We start from the raw sequence: 21311 nt of genomic DNA, 5'->3' as shown, positions 1-21311 counted from the left end.
TGCGCCATCTAAAAGGTGAAAACCATGCTGCCTGCGCTTAGCTGCCGAACCAGACCGTAGCGGAGATCGCCGGCAGCGTGAGCACGCTCTCCTGTAACGTCGCTTTCCCCTCTTTGCTCTTCCACGTTTTACCGGCCAGCAGCGGTGAATCTTCCAGCACCACTTCACACGCCTCGCCCCGGTTGATCGCCACCAGCACACGCTGCTGGTTGTAGACGCGGACAAATACCACCACATTATCTTGGGCGTACATCACCTGACAGCCCCCGTAGCGCAGGGCCTGGCTCTGCTTGCGTAGTGTCGCCATACGCTGGTACAGGCTGAACAGATCCTGATCCTGCTTTTCAGGCTCCCATGGGAAGGTTTTGCGGCAGAACGGATCGTTGTTACCGTCCAGCCCCACTTCATCTCCGTAATAGATGCACGGCACGCCCGGCCAGGTGAAAAGCCAGGTCACCGCCAGCGGCAGACGCGCCACATCTTTACCCAGCAGCGATTTAAAGCGCGCGGTATCGTGGCTGTCGAGCTGGTTAAACATCCGAAGCTGCTGCTGATGAGACAGGCCAGCGCGATAGTTCTCCATCCACGCCATGCAGGTTTCGGCGTCAATATGCTGCGGATCGTAAGAGATATCGGTGTTAGCGAGGAAGCCCCACAGCGGGAAGGTGAAGCCGCGATAATTCATCGACGCGTCTTCTGCATCTGCCTGCAACCACTGACGCGCGTCGCCAAAGTGCTCCCCGAAGACGAATGCTTCCGACCGGGCCGCTTTTGCCGACCGGGTAATGGCGGCGACATGCTGAAGGTTATTCCGCGCCCCGCCTGCTTCACCCAGCATATGCACCACGTCCAGCCGCCAGCCGTCCATATTCCACGGCGCTTTCAGCCAGTGGCGCACGATGCTGTCTTCGCCGCCGTAGATTTCATTCACAAGCGTTGACGACTGGAAATCGAGCTTCGGCAGACTCGGGTAGCCCAGCCAGTCCAGGGCGCGGCCATTCTCGTCAAAACTGTACCAGTCACGCTGGGGGGAATCCGGATTATGGCATGCGCCGCCCATCGACTGATTGTGGCGGTCGAACCACGCATGAGAATCACCGCTGTGATTGAACACGCCATCAAGGATCAGGCGCATACCTTCTTTTTGCGTGTTGTGGCGCAGCCGCAGCAGCGCCTCGTCACCGCCAAACTGCTCGTCAACGTGGCGGTAGTCCTGCGTATCGTATTTGTGAACGCTTGGCGCTTTAAACACCGGGTTCAGGTACAGCGCCGTCACGCCGAGCTTTTTCAGGTACGGCAGTTTTTCGCTGATACCGTCGAGATCGCCGCCGTAAAAGGTCGATCCCCCCGCCTGGGCGGTCAGCGGCTCGTCCCATTTTTTCAGAATGATGTCGTGACCGACCGCATGATGGTAATAAACCTTGTCCTGGTCGGCGGTGCGCTTTTCACTGCGCGCAAAGCGGTCCGGGAAAATCTGGTAAAAGACCTGATCGTTAACCCACTGCGGGCCGTTATCCGGGTGATCCACGGCAAACTGCTCCAGCCTGGCCGGAGGGAAACGGCTGAAGCCCTGCGGGGTAAACCACAGCTGGCGGTTGTTCCACAGCAGCTTGAAGCCGTAGCGGCGACGCGGCTGTCCGCTGCGCAAATCGATATTCGCCCGCCACGCCGTAATACCCGGCTGAGGCTGGCTGCGCACCTTGTGCATTTTCAGCGATGTCTCTTCGTTATCCACTTCGGCGCGCAGGGTCACACGTTCAGGCTGATTTTCCCCTGCCAGCCAGAGCGTAATCACAAGGTTGTCTTTGTTTTGCTTAACAAATGGGGCAACCGGAAGGTGCCAGGCGTTTAACATCACGAATCCCCTTTGATGAAATTGACGTCACCTTGCCACAGGGTTGTTAAGGATAGCTCACCATGATGGGATTTATTGGGGGAGGAGGACGGGGGAGGAGGCATCAGTGCGGCCTGATGTCCTCACCCTAACCCTCTCCCACGGGGCTGAGGGATCCCCAGTAATTTTTTTATGCAGAAGCAATAAAGTTGCTTTCTAAATGACTGAGGGCTGTCAGCGATGCCCTGGTCCGGCTGTAAATCGCTGAGGCGTTTGCCTTCCGGCCGGGGCGAGGCGCAGGGATGCGCCGAGAGGGCGGCTTTACAGGGACGTTGCCTCCGCCCGTACCCGATAAGCCGGAAGGAATAAGCCGAGGGCACCGCGAAGCGGCGATTTACCGCCGGGAGCCCGGGTCGCCAGGGTGGTGGCGACTGAGCCACCCTGGCACGTTCACCGGTCATGTCGTTACAGAGTAGCAAGGAACATAAAGTGAACGGAATGACCACCACCGCCGTATGTTCCCCTCACCCTAACCCTCTCCCCGGAGGGGCGAGGGGATTGCTCAGTGCTCGCATTAATTTGTGGGGAACCCTCAGCCCACGGGGAGAGGGGAAAAGAATGTTACTGTGCTTCCGCCAGCTGACGATCGCGGCGACATTTAAACATCCAGCCCACCAGCAGCAGGACGATCCACGCGAAGCCCACGTACAGGGAAATACGGGTATCCGGGTGATAACCAATCAGGCCAATGATGAAGACCAGGAAGATGAGACCGACAATGGTCGTTGGCACGCCGCCCGGCACTTTAAACTTCAGCGCTTTGGCCTCTTCTGGCGACAGGCGGCGACGGAACGCAATCTGCGACAGCAGGATCATGATCCACACCCACACCGTCGCAAAGGTCGCCAGCGACGCAATCACCAGGAAGACGTTCTCTGGCATAATGTAGTTCAGGTAGACCGAGAACAGCAGCGCCACGGTCATGACCAGCACCGTTACCCACGGGGTACCGCGACGCGACGTTTTGGCAAACACCTTCGGCGCACTGCCCTGCTCCGCCATGCCGTGCAGCATACGGCCCACGCCGAACACGTCACTGTTGATGGCCGACAGCGAGGCGGTCAGCACCACAAAGTTGAGAATGCTGGCGGCAAACGCAATGCCCATATGCTGGAAAGTCAGGACAAACGGGCTGCCGTTGGTGCCCACCTGGTTCCACGGGTAGATGGACATAATCACAAACAGCGTGCCCACGTAGAACACCAGGATGCGCATCGGCACCGAGTTGATGGCGCGCGGAATAGACTTCTCCGGATCTTTCGCTTCCCCGGCGGTGATGCCGATAATCTCGATTCCGCCATAGGCGAACATGACCATCTGCAGCGACATGACCATCCCGAGCCAGCCGTTGCTAAAGAAGCCGCCGTTGCTCCACAGGTTGTGAATGCCGGTTGGCTGTCCACCGTTGCCGATCCCCCAGATGATAATGCCGAAACCGGCGAGGATCATGATGATAATGGTCGCGACCTTGAAGAAGGAGAACCAGAACTCCAGCTCGCCAAACACCTTCACGCTCATCAGGTTAACGGCGCAGATGATCAGCACCACGCTCAGCACCCAGATCCAATGCGGCACGGCGGGGAACCAGACCCCCATATAGATACCAAACGCCGTCACATCGGCAATGGCAACAATCAGGATTTCGAAGCAGTAGGTCCAGCCGGTGATAAACCCGGCCAGCGGGCCTAAATTTTCCTGCGCGTAGCGGGAGAAGGAACTGGCAGAGGGGTTGTGAACCGACATTTCGCCAAGGGCGCGCATGATGATATACGCCGCCACGCCGCCGATGATGTAGGCCAGCAGAACACTTGGACCGGCCATTTTGATGGCATCTGCCGAGCCATAAAAAAGACCGGTACCGATAGCCGAGCCCAGCGCCATAAAGCGGATGTGGCGGGTGCTCAATCCACGTTTAAGTTTGTTAGTGCTTTCCATTAAAATCTTGCCATTCAACACGAAAAAAACAAAAAACCACGGGGCCTTAAGCCCCGTGGTTAAACAATTTGTTGCCGTTGATTAATGGGCGTTGGATGTCACCTGACGCCCTGCCGCACGGTCCCAGATAATCGCCAGAACCAGCGCTACAACGGAAGGCATCAGCCAGGCCAGGCCCTGCTCGGACAGCGGCAGACGCTGTGTCCAGGCTGGCAGGATTTCTGCAAATGCTGATGCTTTGATCCCGTCAAGGATACCAAAAATCAGGCTGATAAACATGGCTGGCGCAATAATTCGCGTGGAGTTATGCCACCACGGACGGGTGAAGCTCAGCACTACCAGCACGATACATGGCGGATAGATCGCCGTCAGCACCGGAATTGAGACCTGAATCAGGTGGCTCAGACCGAGGTTTGACACCGCCATGGAGAAGATGCCGAGGATAAACACCAGCGTGCGGTAAGAAAGCGGCAGATACTGAGCGAAGAACTCCGCGCAGGCGCAGGTCAGACCCACCGCCGTCACCAGACAGGCCAGGAAAATCAGCGCCGCCAGCAGCATGCTGCCTGCACCACCAAAGGTGTGCTGCACGTAAGCATGCAGGATCGCCGCGCCGTTTGCGCTCTGATCGACCAGCGTTGCGCTATCTGAACCCAGACGGAACAGCGCCAGATACAGCAGCGTCAGGCCGACACCGGCCATCAGGCCAGCCCAGATGGTGTAGCGAGTCAGCAGACGCGCTTCGGTCACCCCGCGGGAACGCGCGGCGTTAACGATAACGATACCAAACACCATCGCGCCAAGCGTATCCATCGTCAGATAGCCGTTCACGAAACCGTTTGAGAACGCCGCGTTCTGGTAGGCGTCCATCGCGGAGCTGATGGGCCCCGCAGGCCAGACGATGGCCGCAACCGCCAGCACAATCAGCGCCACAATTTTCAGCGGTGCCAGGAAGTTACCCACAGTATCCAGCAGTTTGCCGGGATAGAGAGAAACCAGAATAACGATGGCGAAGTAAATGAGGCTGTAAATAAACAGCGGCATCGCGCCGTCACCGGTCAGCGGGGCAATACCCACTTCAAAGGAGACGGTCGCCGTACGCGGGGTCGCGAACAGCGGGCCAACGGCCAGATAGCAGACGGTTGCCAGCAGAACGCCAGCCACTTTGCCAATCGGGGTGCTGAGGCTGTCCACACCGCCACCGACTTTCGCCAGCGCGATAACGGTCAGTACCGGCAGGCCCACGGCAGTAAGCAGGAAGCCAAACGCAGCCGTCCAGACGTGTTCACCCGCCTGTAAGCCAACCATTGGAGGAAAAATGATGTTACCTGCGCCAACGAACAGCGCAAATGTCATAAAGCCCAGCGCGATAATGTCACGCGATTTCAAGTGATGGGTCATAAAACCTTACTGCCTGTGGATGTGGTGTTGAATACGTTGAGATTTTCGCCATCCCTGACGGGACGATACAGCGGAAAATTTGCTCAATTTCAGCGGGATATGCTCCCGTCCAGGCGTGGCGAAGAATAGTTTTTCGATTTACCACGCAAATACAGTCGGTCTGACAGTATATGGGGGGCAATTTAAACGCTTATAACGTTTAAAGGCAAGAAGGGATCGTAAAACCAGAACAATATGCCAGCATGAAAATTTAGACCAAAATAATATGCCATGTATAAGAAAAACTCATGGCTAATCATGCGAACAAAAAAGCACCAGCCGTATAATATTCACTCGCGTTTCGCTTGACTGCAAAGCAAACGGGCCAGCAATCGCTGGCCCGTGGAAAGGTAGCCTGACACACACGCTGTCAGGCACTTTTTTTGGCAATTAATCGTTCCGGAATCACGAAGCTAAAGCGCGTGCCCTTACCCAGGGTGCTTTCGATATTGAGCCGGCTTTCGTGGTGGCTGACGGCATGCTTCACAATTGCCAGCCCCAGTCCGCTCCCGCCGGTCTGCCGCGAGCGCGCCTTATCCACCCGGTAGAACCGTTCGGTGAGACGCGGGAGGTGTTCAGGCCCAATCCCCGGCCCGTTGTCCTCGACGCTAAACTCAGCCCCTGCCGGAGTATGCTGCCACCGCACCGCGATATGCGTCCCTGTCGGGGTATGATTCACGGCGTTATAGACCAGGTTTGAGATAGCGCTTCGCAGCTCATCTTCACTGCCGAGCACTTTCAGCGTGTTATCAACATCAAAACTCAGGGTGTGTTGATTATGGCTCAGCGTTTGGGCTTCGCGCTCCACCACCCGCAACATCATCGGCACATCAATGATGTCGTTTAGCGCCAGCGACGGGGCTGCCTCAATTTTTGAAAGCGTTAGTAGCTGTTTGACCAGCCCTTCCATGCGGAACGTCTGTTCCCGCATGGTATGCAGCGCTTTCTCACGCGGCGCCCCCTCAAGCGTTTGCTCCTGCATCATCTCCAGATAGCCCTGAAGCACCGTCAACGGCGTACGCAGCTCGTGGCTGACGTTGGCAAAGAAGTTACGTCTCGCGCCCTCAAGCTGATGCATCTGGGTGACATCCCGCGCCACCATCAGCCACTGCCGATCGCTGTAGGGCATCACGCGAATTTCAAGATGGCGACCGTTATTGAGCTTCAGATTGTGCGGACGACTAAAATCACGCGTTTTCAGATACAGCGTGAACTCGGGATAGCGCAGAAGGTTGAGGATGTTCTGACCGTTATCATCCGGCCAGCGCAGGCCCAACAGCTGCTGTGCGAGGCCATTGCACCAGAAGATGGTCCCTTCTTCCGTCGTCAGGATCACTGCGTCCGGCAGCGACTCCGCGCCGCTGCGAAAGCGTTTTATCAGGCTTCCCAGCTCACGACGGCGCTTTTTATTACGCATCTGCATCTGGTGCAGGCCGTAGAGTAGCGGTTCCCAGCTCCCGCTTCCCGGCGGGGGTGTCATACTTCTGTCGACCCACAGCCACCAGGAAAGACGCAGTAAATTCCAGAAATGCCAGACGAGCAACCCCGTCACGGCCACCAGTAAAAACCACGGCAGATAGCCAAAAATAGCCCCCAGAATGAGGGCCGGAATACAGCATAAGATCAGTTCAAAGACGAGCCTTTTCAATGACAGACGTTCCAGCACGCGTCACACTCCTGTCATTGTTCAGAAACGGGTCGAGAAGCGATAACCCGTGCCGCGGACCGTCTGTACCATGCGATCGTGGCCGCTCAGTTCCAGTGCTTTACGCAGGCGGCGAATATGGACGTCAACCGTTCGGTCTTCGACATAGACGTTAGTTCCCCAGACGTTATTCAGCAACTGTTCGCGGCTGTAAACGCGCTCCGGATGTGTCATAAAGAAGTGCAGGAGTTTAAATTCGGTGGGGCCCATATCGAGGGGATTTTCACCGGTCATGACCCGGTGTGAGGTAGGATCCAGGCTCAGGCCCTGCATCTCAATCACCTCTTCCACCGCCATCGGTGAAATACGGCGCATCACGGCTTTGATACGCGCCACCAGCTCTTTCGGGGAGAACGGTTTGGTGATGTAATCGTCCGCGCCGGTTTCCAGACCGCGCACGCGATCCTCTTCCTCACCGCGCGCCGTCAGCATCACCACCGGGATATCGCGGGTCATCGCCTCGCGTTTGATATGCTTGATAAACTGCAATCCGGAACCGCCAGGCAGCATCCAGTCCAGCAGGATCAGATCGGGCCAGGGTTCATTCAGCTGGTTCACCGCGCTGTCATAATCTTCCGCTTCAACCGGCTGGAAGCCATTTTGTTCAAGCACGAAGCACACCATTTCACGGATCGGAGCTTCATCTTCTACGACCAGAATACGTCTCGCCATACTTTGCCCTGTCTTATCGTATTTAAGTTACAAGTCTGTAATGCGGCGTCATTATGCGTCAGATTTATGACAGATTTATGAAAAACATTACCACGATAAATAGCAAACTGTTGTTTTATTACAGCGGTTATTTTCCGTTCCCCGAACGTTTATAATCCTGCTTTCTTATTATTGCCACGGATCTCTTATGCGCATACTTCACACCTCAGACTGGCACCTGGGTCAAAATTTTTACAGCAAAAGCCGCGCCGCGGAACATGAAGCGTTCCTGAACTGGCTGCTGGAGACGGCTCAGGCTCACGAGGTGGACGCAATTATTGTGGCGGGCGACATTTTTGATACCGGATCGCCGCCGAGCTATGCGCGTGAGCTGTACAACCGTTTTGTGGTCAACCTCCAGCAAACCGGTTGTCACCTGGTGATTGTCGCCGGAAACCATGACTCGGTGGCGACGCTGAATGAATCCCGCGATATTCTGGCGTTCCTCAATACCACCGTGGTGGCCAGCGCCGGACACGCGCCGCAGATCCTGAAAAAACGTGATGGCACGCCGGGCGCGGTGCTATGCCCAATTCCGTTTTTACGCCCGCGCGATATCGTGCAAAGCCAGGCAGGCCTGTCCGGGAGCGAAAAACAGCAGCATCTGTTGCAGGCCATCACCCGCTATTATCACCAGCAGCATACGGAAGCCTGCGCCCTGCGCGGCGAACAGGCCATTCCTATCGTTGCCACCGGGCACCTCACCACCGTCGGGGCCAGTAAGAGTGACGCGGTGCGCGAGATTTATATCGGTACGCTGGACGCGTTTCCAGCGCAAAACTTTCCCCCCGCCGACTACATTGCCCTCGGGCATATTCACCGGGCCCAGATCGTCGGGGGATGCGAGCATATTCGCTATTGCGGCTCGCCCATTTCCCTCAGTTTTGACGAAACGGGCAAAGCCAAATCCGTGCATCTGGTGAGCTTCACCGAAGGCAAACTTAGCGCCGTTGAGACGCTTGAGGTGCCGGTCACCCAGCCGCTGGCGGTGCTGAAAGGCGATCTGGCCGCCATTACCGCTCAGCTTGAGCAGTGGCGCGGCGCAGCGCTTAATCCCCCCGTCTGGCTCGATATCGAAATCACCACCGATGACTACCTGTACGATATGCAGCGTAAAATTCAGACGCTGACGGAAGACCTTCCCGTGGAGGTGCTGCTGGTACGTCGCAGCCGCGAGCAGCGCGAGAAAATTCTGCTGAACGCCCAGCGTGAAACGCTTAGCGAACTTCGGGTTGAAGAGGTGTTCGCGCGGCGGCTTGCGCATGAAGAAGTGGACGAGGCCAGGCGCACCAGGCTTAACGAGCTGTTTGCCCATACCTTGCATTCCCTCAATGACGAGGACGAAAACGCATGAAAATTCTGAGCCTGCGTCTGAAAAATCTGAATTCGCTAAAGGGTGAGTGGAAAATCGATTTCACCGCGGAGCCTTTCGCCAGCAATGGGCTATTTGCCATCACCGGCGCAACCGGCGCGGGTAAAACCACGCTGCTGGATGCCATCTGCCTGGCGCTTTACCACGAAACACCGCGTCTTAATAAGGTCTCTCAGGCACAAAACGACCTGATGACGCGCGATACCGCCGAATGCCTGGCTGAAGTGGAATTTGAGGTCAAAGGCGTTGCTTATCGCGCTTTCTGGAGCCAGAACCGCGCCCGCAACCAGCCAGACGGGAACTTACAGGCACCGCGCGTTGAGCTGGCCCGCTGCGAAGACGGCAAAATTCTGGCCGATAAAGTCACGGATAAGCTGGAACAAACCGCCGCACTCACCGGGCTGGACTATGGTCGCTTTACCCGCTCGATGTTGCTCTCTCAGGGGCAGTTTGCCGCCTTCCTGAATGCTAAACCGAGCGATCGCGCAGAGCTGCTGGAAGAACTGACCGGCACGGAAATTTACGGCCAGATTTCCGCCATGGTTTTTGAAAAACACAAAGCGGCACGCAACGCGCTGGAGATGTGCGAAGCGCAGGCCGCAGGCGTTGTGCTGCTGAGCGAGGAACAGCAGCAGCACTTGCAGCAAAGTTTGCAGGCACTTACTGATGAAGAAAAAATCCTGCTGGCACAGCAGCAGAGCCAACAGAAAGATTTTCAGTGGCTTACGCGTAACGACGAGCTGACACGTGAGCAGCAACGCGCAGCCGCTTCGCAGCAGCAGGCGCAACAGGCTCTGACGGACGCCGCGCCGCAACTGGCGAAGCTCCAGCTGGCACAGCCCGCCGCCCAGCTACGTCCGCTGTGGGAGTATCAGCAGGAGCAGACCACCCGCCTGGCGCAGACAACAGCGCGAATTGTTGAAGTAAACACTCGCTTACTCGACAGAGCGGCGCAGCGCTCGCGTATTCGCAACGGTGCGCTGCGCAACCGTGAACAGTTGCAGAAAGAGCACACGGTACTGACGCAGTGGCTAACCGAACACGATCGTTTCCGTCAGTGGGGGCAGGAAATTGCCGGCTGGCGGGCGCATTTTACGCAACTGAGTCGCGATAAAAATCAGCTTGTGGCCCAGTCAGCGCGTATGGCTGAGCTTCGTCAGAAACTGGCTGAGATGCCGGAGAGTACGCTGACGCTGACGGCTGAGGATCTCGCGACGGCAATGGAGCAACAGGCACAATCGCGGGCGCTCCGCCAGCGCCTGACTGCGCTTCACGCTCGCTATCAGCCGCTGCAAAAACGGCTGCGCCATAATGCGGAAAGCGTTCAGAAAGCGCAGGCTGAGCAGGGTAAGCTCAATGAAACGCTGATCCTGCGGCGTCAGCAGTTCAAAGAGAAAAATCAGCACTATGCCGACCTGAAAGCGCTCTGTGAGCGTGAGGCGACAATCAAGGATCTTGAGAACTATCGTGCACAGCTCGAAGCGGGTAAACCTTGCCCGCTCTGCGGTTCAAGCGAACATCCGGCAGTTGTGCAGTATCAGGCGCTTGAACTGACCGACAATCAGCGCCGCCGCGACGCGCTGGAGAAAGAGGTTGCCGCGCTAAAAGAGGAAGGATTGCTGGTGCTCGGGCAGGTGAATGCGCTCACCCAACAGATCCAGCGCGAGACAGAGGAAGTACAGGCCCTCTCTCAGGAAGAGCAAGCACTCACTAAAGAGTGGCTGGAGATCTGTACCTCCCTGAACATAGCGCTGAATATTCAGGATGATATTGCCCCCTGGATGAGCGAACAGGAGCAGTATGAACGCCAGCTGTATCAGCTTAGCCAGCGTCTGACGCTGCAAAACCAGCTCAATGAACAGGAAGATCAGGCGCGCCAGTACCAGCAGCAGCTGACGGCGACGCGTCAGGCGCTGGCGGCCTCGCTAGAGTCGCTGTCGCTTAGCGTGCCCGATGAAGGGGCCGAAAGCGCCTGGCTGAGCGCACGCGAAGCTGAATATACCCGCTGGCAGGAAAAACAGGCCCAGCACGGTACGATTCAGGAACGTATTAACGCCCTGATGCCCATCCTGGAGACGCTGCCGGATTCTGATGACGCAGAAGCCGACGCGGTTATCCCTGAGAACTGGCGCGGCATCCATGACGAATGCGTGTCGCTACAAAGCCAGTTCACCACCCTACAACAGCAGGAGACGCTTGAGCGTGAACGGCTTCAGCAGTCGCAGGCTCAGTTCAGCGCCGCGCTGACCGCGAGCTGCTTTGCCAGTCAGGAGGCTTTTCTCTCCGCCCTGCTGGATGAAGCGTCGATCCGCCAGCTTGAACAACAAAAGCAGACGCTGGAGAACCAGCTCCAGCAGGCCACGGCGCTCTCCGTACAGGCAAACCAGCAGCTTCAGGCGCATCAGGCACAGCGCCCCGAGGGGCTGGAAACCGACGCCGCAACCCTTCAGGCGCAGTTACACCAGCTGGCGCAACTGCTTCGTGAAAACACCACGCATCAGGGGGAGATCCGCCAGCAGCTCAAGCAGGACGGTGATAACCGTCTGCACCAGCAGGCGCTTATGCAGCAGATTGAGGAGGCGGCGCGTCAGGCTGACGACTGGGGCTATCTCAATGCGCTGATAGGCTCCAGCACCGGCGATAAATTCCGTAAATTCGCCCAGGGGCTGACGCTGGATAATCTGGTGTGGCTTGCCAACCAGCAGCTCAACCGTCTGCATGGCCGCTATCTGCTTCAGCGTAAAGCCAGCGACGCGCTGGAGCTGGAGGTGGTTGATACCTGGCAGGCCGATGCGGTACGCGATACCCGTACCCTGTCCGGCGGGGAAAGTTTCCTCGTCAGTCTGGCGCTGGCTTTAGCGCTTTCCGATCTGGTCAGTCACAAAACGCGCATTGACTCGCTTTTCCTGGATGAAGGGTTCGGCACACTCGACAGCGAAACGCTGGACACCGCGCTGGATGCGCTCGACGCGCTGAACGCCACCGGGAAAACCATCGGCGTGATCAGCCACGTAGAGGCAATGAAAGAACGTATTCCGGTGCAGATCAAGGTGAAGAAGATCAACGGGCTGGGGTATAGCAGGCTGGACAGGGAGTTTGCGGTGCAGTAAATGGGGGATGTTGCCCTCACCCTGGCCCTCTCTCTGTGGGAGAGGGTACAAACATCAAAAACGGCAACGCAAGTTGCCGTTTTGCGTTTATTCCGGCCAGAGCCACGCCGCGCCGCGCACACCGCTGGAATCTCCATGGACGGCTTTGCGGATCGGCGTTTCGCATTCGCCCCCAAATACCCACTGTTTCACCAGCGTTGGCACCGTCGCGTACAGCCGGTCAACGTTGCTCATGCCGCCGCCCAGCACAATCACGTCCGGATCGAGGATATTGATCACATGCGCCAGTGATTTAGCCAACCGCATTTCGTAGCGGCTGAGCGCCAGTTCAGCCACCGGATCCTGCTCCTCAACCAGACGCATAATCTCGTTGCCTTTCAGCGGCTGGCCGCTCAGACGATGATAATCGGTGGCAAACCCCGTGCCGGAAATAAAGGTCTCAATACAGCCCTGCTTGCCACAGTAGCACGGCACCTCGGCACGGTATTTGAGTTCATCTTCGTCCATCCACGGTAACGGGTTGTGCCCCCACTCACCCGCGGTGCCGTTGCCGCCAATATGCGAGCGCCCACCGAAGGCCACGCCCGCCCCGCAGCCGGTACCGATAATGACCGCAAATACGGTCTGCGCGCCAGCCGCTGCGCCATCTACGGCCTCAGAGACCGCCATGCAGTTAGCGTCATTTGCCAGACGCACTTCCCGGTTCAGACGCTGGCTTAAGTCTTTATCAAACGGCTGACCGTTGAGCCAGGTAGAGTTGGCATTTTTCACCACGCCGGTATACGGCGAAATGGAGCCGGGGATCCCCATCCCGACCGTGCCCGTCTCGCCCGTTGCCTGCTCTGCCATATCGACCAGACGGGCAATCGTCTCTATGGTCTGGTGATAATCATCGCGCGGCGTAGGCAGACGGTGGCGAAACAGTTGCTCCCCCTGCTCGCTCAACGCAATAACTTCTGTTTTGGTGCCGCCCAAATCAATCCCAATACGCACAAGACACTCCTCATTATTTTGATTATCAACAGAGTAGAAGCCCACTTCCCGATTAGCAATGCAAGCGATGCGACAATTCGTTATCATGCCCGCTGATTTAACGACAAGGCCGTGGAAATTATCATGCTGTGGTTCAAAAATTTGATGGTTTACCGTCTCAGCCGCGACGTTTCGCTGCGTGCAGAAGAGATGGAAAAACAGTTAGCCGCTTACTCCTTTACCCCTTGCGGTAGCCAGGATATGGCAAAAACCGGCTGGGTTCCGCCAATGGGTTCTCAAAGCGATGCGCTGACCCACGCCAGCAGCACGGGGCAAATCATCGTTTGCGCCCGCAAAGAAGAGAAGATCCTGCCGACGCCTGTGGTGAAGCAGGCGCTCGAAGCGAAGATCTTCAAGCTGGAAGCTGAACAGGGCCGTAAGCTTAAGAAAACCGAAAAAGATTCACTGAAGGATGAAGTGCTGCACTCGCTGCTGCCGCGCGCCTTTAGCCGCTTTAGCCAGACCATGATGTGGATCGACACCGTGAACGGGCTGATCATGGTCGACTGCGCCAGCGCCAAAAAAGCGGAAGATACGCTGGCGCTGCTGCGTAAGAGCCTTGGCTCATTACCGGTGGTACCGCTGGCACTGGAGACGCCGATTGAGCTGACCCTGACTGAGTGGGTGCGCAGCGGGACTGCCGCGCAGGGCTTCCAGATCCTTGATGAAGCAGAGCTGAAAGCGCTGCTGGAAGATGGCGGCGTGATCCGCGCGAAGAAACAGGATCTGGTGAGCGACGAGATCGCCGTGCACATTGAAGCGGGCAAAGTGGTGACTAAACTGGCACTCGACTGGCAGCAGCGCATTCAGTTTGTGATGTGTGATGACGGCTCCGTGAAGCGCCTTAAATTCTGCGATGAACTGCGCGATCAGAACGAAGATATCGACCGCGAAGATTATGCTCAGCGCTTTGACGCAGACTTTATCCTGATGACCGGCGAGCTGGCGGCGCTGATCCAGAACCTGGTGGAAGGTCTCGGCGGCGAAGCGCAGCGTTGACAGGCAAAACGTAGGCCGGGTAAGCGAATGCGCCACCCGGCATGCTTTTATTTCAGATAGCGGCACAGATAAGAGGTTGGCTCTGCAACCTGCAAATGGAACTCGCTGTGGCCCGGCACGTTGAACACCTGCCCGGCACTATAGACTTTCCACTCCGTTTCACCCGGCAGCAGGACGTTCAGCGCACCACTGACCACCGTCATCTCTTCCGCTTCTGCGGTGCCAAAGGTGTATTCCCCTTCCGCCATGACGCCGACACTGGCGCGGCCAGTGCTGCTGCTGGTAAAACCAATGGATTTCACTTTACCGGAAAAGTATTCGTTACTTTGAAGCATGAACTGGCCCTTATATTTATAGAGAAAAATCCACTATAGGGGCCATGCTCATGACCTGTCACGCAAAATCATTACACCAGTAATTCTGACGCCAGGCGCGCCATCAGGACGTTAGAGAGCAGCACCGGAACATCCAGCGCCTTTTGCAGTAAATCACGATGCCGCTGATGGAAGCCCAGGCAGTCGAGCATCAGGACATCCGCCCCTCTGTCGATCAACTCCTGCCCGGCCGCAATCAGCTTCGCTTCGCTGTCCCAGAACGGGTTTGCCAGCGCGTAAAGCGGGGTGTGCTCCAGCGCGGCCCACTTCACCGTCTGGTTATCCAGCAGTTCTTCTACGGGAACGATAACGCCCACCTGATGACCATCAACAATTGACGCCACCAGCGGGGGGATAATCCGCATCGGTTCGAGCAGAATGGCATTACGCGCGCTGAGTCCTTTAACGGGTGCTGTGCTCATCAGCAAAATGACGTCATAGTCCTGATTGTCGAGCACTTCGATCACACCCTGTAGCGCGCGCTCAATTTTCTGGCGTGACACGTGCGCCAGTTTACCGTCACTGAGTAACGTTGCCAGGGGATCTTCCCCCTCTCCGACCGCGTAGTCTTCCATGACCTCTTCCCGACTGAGCTTCCCTAACAGACTGAGATGCGTAATTTGTTGTTCAGAGACATGCTCGGTTAAGAGCGGTAATACTTCGCTTACAGGCACCACACCAATCGTGAGGATCGCCAACGTCGCCTTCATTTTGATCGCCTTCCGTTACTACCACAACTGCCACACAAGTACAGGCTCACTACGCTGCACTGTTCATTTTTTCAACAAAACAGCACCAAGCGTAGCAGGGGATCTCTACACCGTAATGTAAAGATCGACTGGCCTTTCCAAATCTACCTGTAATAACTAAATATTAACTGCTGCTTAACATCAGCGATAAGTTAAAAATGTGATTCAGGCACGGTTGTAACGAATTCGGATTCTTGTCAGGACTTCTCGGGATCCTCATAGCGCCGTTTCGCATCCAGCGCTTCCTGTTCGGTTTCATGTTCGCTGATCAGCGAATCAGGTTTAGGGTGATCGGCACGCAGCTGGTACCAGGTTACGGTCTGATCGCTATTACCTTTTTCAACGGTAACGATGCGGGCTTCACGTGGATAGGGAGGTCTGGTTGGCATAGCTCATCCTTTTTTTATGTCTGAGCTATGAGTATAGACGGCTGTTAGCTGGCGCAAGCCAAACGCAGGGCGGTAATAATCTGAATCGCAACTTTCTCGGGTGACGCTGACGCATCCACAACGTGGTGTGCCGCCTCGCGGTACAGTGCATCGCGTTCGGCGAGGACGTCGCTGACCTCTTCACTCAGCGGTTTCGCGGTCAGCGCCGGGCGCTGTCCCTCTTCCGGAAACGCCTCCAGCCGCCCCACCAGCGTAGAAACCGGGGCACAAAGGTAGATTACGACACCCTTTTCGCGCATAAACTGGCGGTTATACGGCGCCAGAATAATGCCTCCACCGGTCGCAATCACGGTCGACGGTGCGGTCACCGCTTCCAGCGTGGCCGTTTCGCGCGCACGAAAGCTCTCCCACCCCTCATTCTCCACGATATCGGCGATGGTCTTACCGGCATTCTCCTGGAGCCAGTGGTCAGTATCGACAAACTGACTCTGGCACAGACGCGCCAGCTCCAGACCAACGGTGGTTTTCCCACAGCCGCGAGGGCCAACTAAAAAGATGGGTGGGTTCATAACCAGGTGTTCCCCTTGCTGCCGGATAACTGAAGGCTGTAAAGAAATGATTGCAGAAGATGTTGCGCTAACTTTACTGCAAAGCGGTACGGAATGACAAGCCTGTGGAAGTCACACTGTACCACAAAACAGCCCGGAGGTGGGCTACGCCGGGCGGCGCTTCACTTCCAGCAGCCATTTATCCAGCTCGGCGGCAAACTGCTGGCGATCGCGCTGCGACAGGCTGTCCGGCCCACCGGTTTGCACGCCGCTGGAACGCAGGGTATCCATAAAATCACGCATGGTGAGCTTCTCCCGGATCGTTGCCGGAGAGTAGCGCTCGCCGCGCGGGTTAAGCGCCGCGGCCCCCTTCGCCAGCACGTCGGCAGCCAGCGGGATATCCGCCGTGATCACCAGATCTCCTGCGTCACACAGGCGTACTATCTCGTTATCTGCCACGTCGAACCCGGCCGGAACGCGCAGAGATCGGATGTATCTGGAGGGCGGCACGCGGATATTCTGGTTCGCCACCAGCGTCATCGGCATCTGCACCCGCTCGGCGGCGCGGAATAAAATCTCTTTAATCACATTCGGACACGCGTCCGCATCAACCCAAATCGCCATAGTGTCTCCCCATTATGATTCTGGCGACTATTGTCGCCTGCATTTCGTTGTTAAGCTATCAATGAGAGATAACAACGCATAATAACGGAGAGACGTGATGGATAAGAAAATCGGGTTTATCGGCTGCGGAAACATGGGTAAAGCTATCCTCGGTGGACTGATAGCCAGCGGCCAGGTGCTGCCGGGGCAGATTTGGGTCTTCACCCCATCCCCGGATAAAGTCGCGGCGCTGCGTGATGAGTATGGTATCAACGCCGCCGAAAGCGCGCAGGAAGTGGCTCAGGTGGCGGACATTGTCTTTGGCGCCGTTAAGCCGAATATCATGATTAAAGTCCTGAGCGAGATCACCTCCAGCCTGAACAAAGAGAGCCTGGTGGTGTCGATTGCCGCAGGCGTGACCCTCGACCAGCTCGCCCGCGCGCTGGGGCACGACCGTAAGATTGTTCGCGCCATGCCAAACACCCCGTCGCTGGTAAATGCCGGTATGACCTCCGTTACCCCGAACGCGCTGGTTACTTCTGAAGAGGTGGCGGATGTATTGAACATTTTCCGCTGCTTCGGCGAAGCGGAAGTGATTGCCGAACCGATGATCCACCCGGTTGTCGGCGTGAGTGGTTCTGCCCCGGCGTATGTCTTTATGTTTATCGAAGCCATGGCCGATGCCGCCGTACTTGGCGGTATGCCGCGCGCGCAGGCCTACAAATTTGCGGCGCAGGCGGTGATGGGCTCGGCCAAAATGGTGCTGGAAACGGGTAAACATCCGGGCGAACTGAAAGATATGGTGTGCTCGCCGGGTGGCACAACCATTGAAGCCGTGCGCGTGCTGGAAGAGCGCGGGTTCCGCTCCGCCGTGATCGAGGCGATGGAAAAATGCATGGAAAAATCAGAGAAGCTGAGTAAGTCCTGATGCGTAACGCCGGGCGTCAGGCGGCCACTTCGGTGCGACCCCGTCCGGCATTTTTGGCTTTATAGAGGGCCACGTCCGCGGCCTTTAGCCATTCACGATAGTGCGTGAACTGCGCCCCCCAGGGGGCAACCCCAACGCTGATACACAACCTCGCCATAGGTGCTCCGTGCAGCGGCATGTTGACCAGCCTTTCATGGACGCGCGCCATCGCCGCAATCGCATTGTCGGCAGGCGTGCCGGACATGATCACCGCAAATTCATCTCCCCCGAAGCGGCCAATATAATCGCCTGCGCGCAGGGTCAGCTGAAGCTGGCGCGTGATGGCGACAATCGCTTCATCCCCCACGTCATGCCCCCAGGTGTCGTTGATCGTCTTGAAGTGATCGATATCGATGAGCAGTATCGTCGCCTGTCGATGGCTGCGACGGCAGGCCTCAAATTCGTTACGCAGCAACGTTTCCCAGTGACGGCGATTGAACACGCCGGTCATTCCGTCGCGGGTACTCATCAGCTCAAGCCGACGCTTATGCTCTGCCAGCCGGATCGCCGTGCGGTGGCTGAGCCAGGCAAACAGCATGGGGTAGACCACCAGCACGGGGAGCGTCAGCCACAACGCCAGCGGTTCAGAGGTCAATAGCACAGGAGTACCCGTGGATTGCACGGTGAGCAGGGCAGACAGAGCAAGCAGCGCAAGTCCTGTCAGGAATAAGCGGCATCCCCCCGATCCCATCATGTTCATGCCGATCATCACGATCAGCGCCGCCGTTGGCAGCGCATTGAACCCTATTAATCCCACCCAGACGCCAGCAATGATGGCATCGATTTTCAGATTAACGATTTCACCGCTGTGGGGGCAGGTCGAACGAAAAGCCAGCTGCCAGGCCAGATGGGGCCAGACAAAGACCCAGCCCACCAATAGCAACCACCAGACGCCAGAAAGAAGCTGACTCACCAGAACGCTGGCAAGCGGAACAAACAGCGCCGCCAGACCAACGATGCGTGCCAGCCGTATTCGCCGGGCAAATCGCAGACCGGAACGGTATGAGTCATCCTGAGAAAGCTGCTGATACCACGCTTCCCGAATGTTCTCGTGATTGTCATAAAACTCATCATTCATCATTTTTGGGAATATTCTGAAACATTTTCCCAAATTATAGAGAGGGGGATAGCGGGGAAAGTATGAAATTTTGGGTGAGCCACAGCCGTGACTCACCCATTAGCACTACGCCTGTTTTTTCAGGCACGCGCTCATAAACTTGCTGCGATCGTCGCCTTTCAGCATCTGCTGTGTCGCCTGGGCATTGCACTCGCGCATTTTTTGCTGCTGCGGGGTCAGGCTTTTTTCACCCGGTTTGGTCGTACCATTTTTAAGGCAGTCGCTCATATACGTTTTACGGGCATCCCCTTTCAGACTTTGCGAGGTCGCCTGTTGGTTACAGGTCGTCATGCGCTGCTGCTGGGGCGTTAACGTTTTCTCTTCCGCATGTGCTGAGGCGATCAGACACAGGCCAGAGAGCAGGGTAACCAGTATTGTTGTTTTCATTGCACCATCCTTTATGTGAAGTTCCACGTTAAGTCTGGTTCGTTACGGGAAAAAAACCACCCTGCACCATGATTTTCACCGTGATTCAGGGTTATTTCAGTCCCGTCGCAGCGCGATTATTATTAACCGGTTTCGCAGGAACGGAGGAGGTAATTACGAGCGAGTTTAATGCGGTGAAAAGTGTGCTCTGCTTCATTTTAATTTCCCTATGGTAACAGGGTAAAAATAAAAACAGAGCGACGCCAGGCATCCTGCATGACAATTCTGTGACACGTCATTTCACCTCTGGCGGGTTAACTGCGAGGATGCCTTAAAAGCTTCTTTACGTATTGCTGAAGCAGCTCCGCGTCCTCTGCAGGCACCTGTGAATCAGGGCGAGCTTTTTCCAGCGCGCCTTCAACGTTGTCGATCAACGCCTCCTGCTCTGGTTTTGCCATCTGTCGCAACAGCGCCGTCACAACGATCTCCAGCGCCTCGACCTGGGCAACCAGCTCTTTCGACTCTTCTTCCTTTTGGGCAAGCTTAACCAACAACTCAGCAATGAGATTTTTCATGGTGCTATGTCCTTATGTGATTTCCCCTGAAATTAACACCCTCACTGAATAATGAAAAGCATGGATTGGTTTTATCTTATGCAAAAGTGACATTGCTGCCAAAAAAGATATTTCGGAGCGCAAGCGAAACGTTTTTCTAAAAGACAGAAGCCGCATTTCGTTATATAAAAATGCGGCCATCATAAGAATTAATAATATATTATCGTGTTTGCCGGGCTGACTTTGCCTCAGCGATTCGCCGGCGACGGCGCAAGGCAAAGGCCAGTTGAATAATATTAAGAAGCACCACCACCGCCGTCGCGGCAAATACCCAGCGGAAACCCGCCATCGCCGAGACCGAGGCGCCAATAAGCGGGCCCGCTACGTTGCCTAAATACATGAACGACTGGTTGTAGCCAAAAATGCGGCCGGTTACCTGGTCACTGGAATATTTCACCAGCAGCGTCTGTACAGCGGGCAGCATAGCACCATCCGCGAAGCCAAGCAGGAAGCGCAACACCCCGAGCTGAAGCGGTGTTGTGACGAACGACATGGCAAAGAAAAGGATCACCGCAATGATGAGCGTTGCCATCAGAATGCGTGCCGTACCGATCCTGTCGCCCAGTTTCCCCAGACGCGGAGCGGACATCAGCGCCGACACGCCCGGCACGGCGGCAATCATCCCGCTCAGAAAAGCAATGTTGCTGCTGTCCGGTGCCATCGACTTGATAAACAGCGCCAGAATCGGTCCCACCGAGCCGTTACAGAGCTGGATCACCATCGTTGTCACAAAAAGGCTAATCATCAGGCCAGGATAAGGTAGCGAGGCGAAAACCGCCTTTCCGCTCAGGCGTTCTGATTTGCTGACGACAGGCCGACCGCCCTCTTTAATCAGAAAAAGGGTGACCAGAAAGCTGACCGTTAGCAGGATGGCGGTAATGATAAAGACCGCGCGCAGCCCAACATGGTCAGCCAGGAAGCCGCCGAGCAGGGGGCCGCCAATTACACCGCTAATCTGGGCCGTGGAAAGCGTGCTGAGTGCCCAGCCGCTCCGCTCGCGCGGTACCTGTGAGGCCACCAGCGCCATGGCATTCGGAATGTACCCGGAGGTCAGCCCCATTATCGCCCGCAGAATAAACAGCTGCCAGACGTTGGTGGCGAAGGCCTGGAGCAAAATGGCTATCGCCATCCCCAGCGAGGCGCGGAGCAGCATCAACTTGCGCCCCTTGCGATCCGCAAGGCTGCCCCACATCGGTGACACAATGGCGGACACCAGAAACGTCACGCTGAACGTCAGGCCGGACCACATAGAGAGCGCTTCATGGGAAGTGACCCCCAGCTGCGACACGTAAAGCGGCAGGAAGGGCAATATCTGGCTGATAGCCAGTCCGGTGAAGAAGCAGCCGAACCAGACTGAAATGAGGTTAACTTTCCAGGATTCCATAA

19 protein-coding genes are annotated in these 21311 nt (G+C 56.5%); 4 read left to right on the top strand and 15 right to left on the bottom strand.

Annotated elements, in window-relative coordinates; genetic code table 11:
• Window positions 1–37: 37 nt before the first annotated feature.
• From malZ to phoB, 5 genes are all read right to left on the bottom strand, one after another.
• The gene (malZ, locus tag ACQG11_RS14710; RefSeq protein ID WP_063137854.1) at window positions 38–1855 is read right to left on the bottom strand and encodes a maltodextrin glucosidase; all 1818 of its coding nucleotides are present in this window, start codon (window positions 1853–1855) and stop codon (window positions 38–40) included.
• 600 nt (window positions 1856–2455) lie between these two features.
• Window positions 2456–3829 (bottom strand): proline-specific permease ProY, encoded by a 1374-nt coding sequence (gene proY, locus ACQG11_RS14705; RefSeq protein ID WP_017383160.1) that lies wholly within the window; start codon window positions 3827–3829, stop codon window positions 2456–2458.
• A gap of 81 nt (window positions 3830–3910) precedes the next feature.
• Window positions 3911–5230, bottom strand: coding sequence for a branched-chain amino acid transporter carrier protein BrnQ (brnQ, locus tag ACQG11_RS14700; RefSeq protein WP_003859118.1), 1320 nt, complete (start codon window positions 5228–5230; stop codon window positions 3911–3913).
• A 409-nt stretch (window positions 5231–5639) separates the two neighbouring features.
• Window positions 5640–6935: a phosphate regulon sensor histidine kinase PhoR gene (gene phoR / locus ACQG11_RS14695; RefSeq protein WP_426728500.1), complete on the bottom strand. Its 1296-nt coding sequence runs from the start codon at window positions 6933–6935 to the stop codon at window positions 5640–5642.
• A gap of 21 nt (window positions 6936–6956) precedes the next feature.
• Entirely contained in the window at window positions 6957–7646 is a 690-nt protein-coding gene (phoB, locus tag ACQG11_RS14690) for a phosphate response regulator transcription factor PhoB (RefSeq protein WP_003859122.1), read from the bottom strand.
• 187 nt (window positions 7647–7833) lie between these two features.
• On the opposite strand from phoB, the gene sbcD reads away from it, so the two are divergent.
• Window positions 7834–9039 (top strand): exonuclease subunit SbcD, encoded by a 1206-nt coding sequence (sbcD, locus tag ACQG11_RS14685; protein WP_022647215.1) that lies wholly within the window; start codon window positions 7834–7836, stop codon window positions 9037–9039.
• Window positions 9036–12167, top strand: coding sequence for an exonuclease subunit SbcC (sbcC, locus tag ACQG11_RS14680; protein WP_426728499.1), 3132 nt, complete (start codon window positions 9036–9038; stop codon window positions 12165–12167). Before sbcD ends, sbcC begins: the two co-directional genes overlap by 4 nt.
• Before the next feature lie 87 nt (window positions 12168–12254).
• Here the strand turns inward: sbcC and mak are convergent, their stop codons facing one another.
• Window positions 12255–13160 carry a fructokinase gene (gene mak, locus ACQG11_RS14675; protein ID WP_426728498.1) on the bottom strand — a complete coding sequence of 302 codons (906 nt, stop codon included), beginning with the start codon at window positions 13158–13160 and terminating at the stop codon, window positions 12255–12257.
• A 123-nt stretch (window positions 13161–13283) separates the two neighbouring features.
• Between mak and rdgC the strand changes: the two genes are divergently transcribed.
• Window positions 13284–14198: a recombination-associated protein RdgC gene (rdgC, locus tag ACQG11_RS14670; RefSeq protein WP_006809928.1), complete on the top strand. Its 915-nt coding sequence runs from the start codon at window positions 13284–13286 to the stop codon at window positions 14196–14198.
• A gap of 47 nt (window positions 14199–14245) precedes the next feature.
• Here rdgC and ppnP read toward each other — a convergent pair whose 3' ends face one another.
• The 5 genes from ppnP to ACQG11_RS14645 form a co-directional block, all read right to left on the bottom strand.
• Entirely contained in the window at window positions 14246–14533 is a 288-nt protein-coding gene (gene ppnP / locus ACQG11_RS14665) for a pyrimidine/purine nucleoside phosphorylase (RefSeq protein ID WP_003859131.1), read from the bottom strand.
• A 71-nt stretch (window positions 14534–14604) separates the two neighbouring features.
• Complete coding sequence (locus ACQG11_RS14660) at window positions 14605–15282, bottom strand: AroM family protein (protein WP_003859133.1); 678 nt, start codon at window positions 15280–15282, stop codon at window positions 14605–14607.
• A gap of 236 nt (window positions 15283–15518) precedes the next feature.
• Window positions 15519–15710: a protein YaiA gene (gene yaiA / locus ACQG11_RS14655; protein ID WP_023305565.1), complete on the bottom strand. Its 192-nt coding sequence runs from the start codon at window positions 15708–15710 to the stop codon at window positions 15519–15521.
• A 44-nt stretch (window positions 15711–15754) separates the two neighbouring features.
• A complete protein-coding gene (gene aroL / locus ACQG11_RS14650) occupies window positions 15755–16279 on the bottom strand; it encodes a shikimate kinase AroL (RefSeq protein WP_022647212.1) in 525 nt (174 codons plus the stop codon).
• Between the two features lie 144 nt (window positions 16280–16423).
• Window positions 16424–16882, bottom strand: a complete 459-nt coding sequence (locus ACQG11_RS14645; protein ID WP_192970627.1) for a YaiI/YqxD family protein — start codon at window positions 16880–16882, stop codon at window positions 16424–16426.
• Between the two features lie 97 nt (window positions 16883–16979).
• On the opposite strand from ACQG11_RS14645, the gene proC reads away from it, so the two are divergent.
• Window positions 16980–17789 carry a pyrroline-5-carboxylate reductase gene (gene proC, locus ACQG11_RS14640; RefSeq protein WP_023305563.1) on the top strand — a complete coding sequence of 270 codons (810 nt, stop codon included), beginning with the start codon at window positions 16980–16982 and terminating at the stop codon, window positions 17787–17789.
• A gap of 16 nt (window positions 17790–17805) precedes the next feature.
• Here the strand turns inward: proC and adrA are convergent, their stop codons facing one another.
• The 4 genes from adrA to ACQG11_RS14620 all read right to left on the bottom strand — a co-directional run bounded on the left by adrA (window position 17806) and on the right by ACQG11_RS14620 (window position 21309).
• Window positions 17806–18909 carry a diguanylate cyclase AdrA gene (gene adrA / locus ACQG11_RS14635; protein ID WP_192970628.1) on the bottom strand — a complete coding sequence of 368 codons (1104 nt, stop codon included), beginning with the start codon at window positions 18907–18909 and terminating at the stop codon, window positions 17806–17808.
• Window positions 18910–19011: 102 nt separating this feature from the next.
• A complete protein-coding gene (gene psiF, locus ACQG11_RS14630) occupies window positions 19012–19332 on the bottom strand; it encodes a phosphate starvation-inducible protein PsiF (protein ID WP_022647208.1) in 321 nt (106 codons plus the stop codon).
• Window positions 19333–19625: 293 nt separating this feature from the next.
• On the bottom strand, window positions 19626–19886 hold the full coding sequence (iraP, locus tag ACQG11_RS14625; protein WP_003859148.1) for an anti-adapter protein IraP: 261 nt from the start codon (window positions 19884–19886) through the stop codon (window positions 19626–19628).
• A 199-nt stretch (window positions 19887–20085) separates the two neighbouring features.
• Window positions 20086–21309, bottom strand: a complete 1224-nt coding sequence (locus ACQG11_RS14620) for a multidrug efflux MFS transporter (protein WP_023299423.1) — start codon at window positions 21307–21309, stop codon at window positions 20086–20088.
• Window positions 21310–21311 lie beyond the last annotated feature (2 nt).

Origin of the sequence: Enterobacter cloacae complex sp. 372C4 (genome assembly GCF_050030615.1) — a bacterium.
GTDB lineage: Bacteria > Pseudomonadota > Gammaproteobacteria > Enterobacterales > Enterobacteriaceae > Enterobacter > Enterobacter intestinihominis.
Note: the sequence above shows the minus strand (reverse complement) of the source record. Positions and strands in the feature narration are given on the sequence as shown.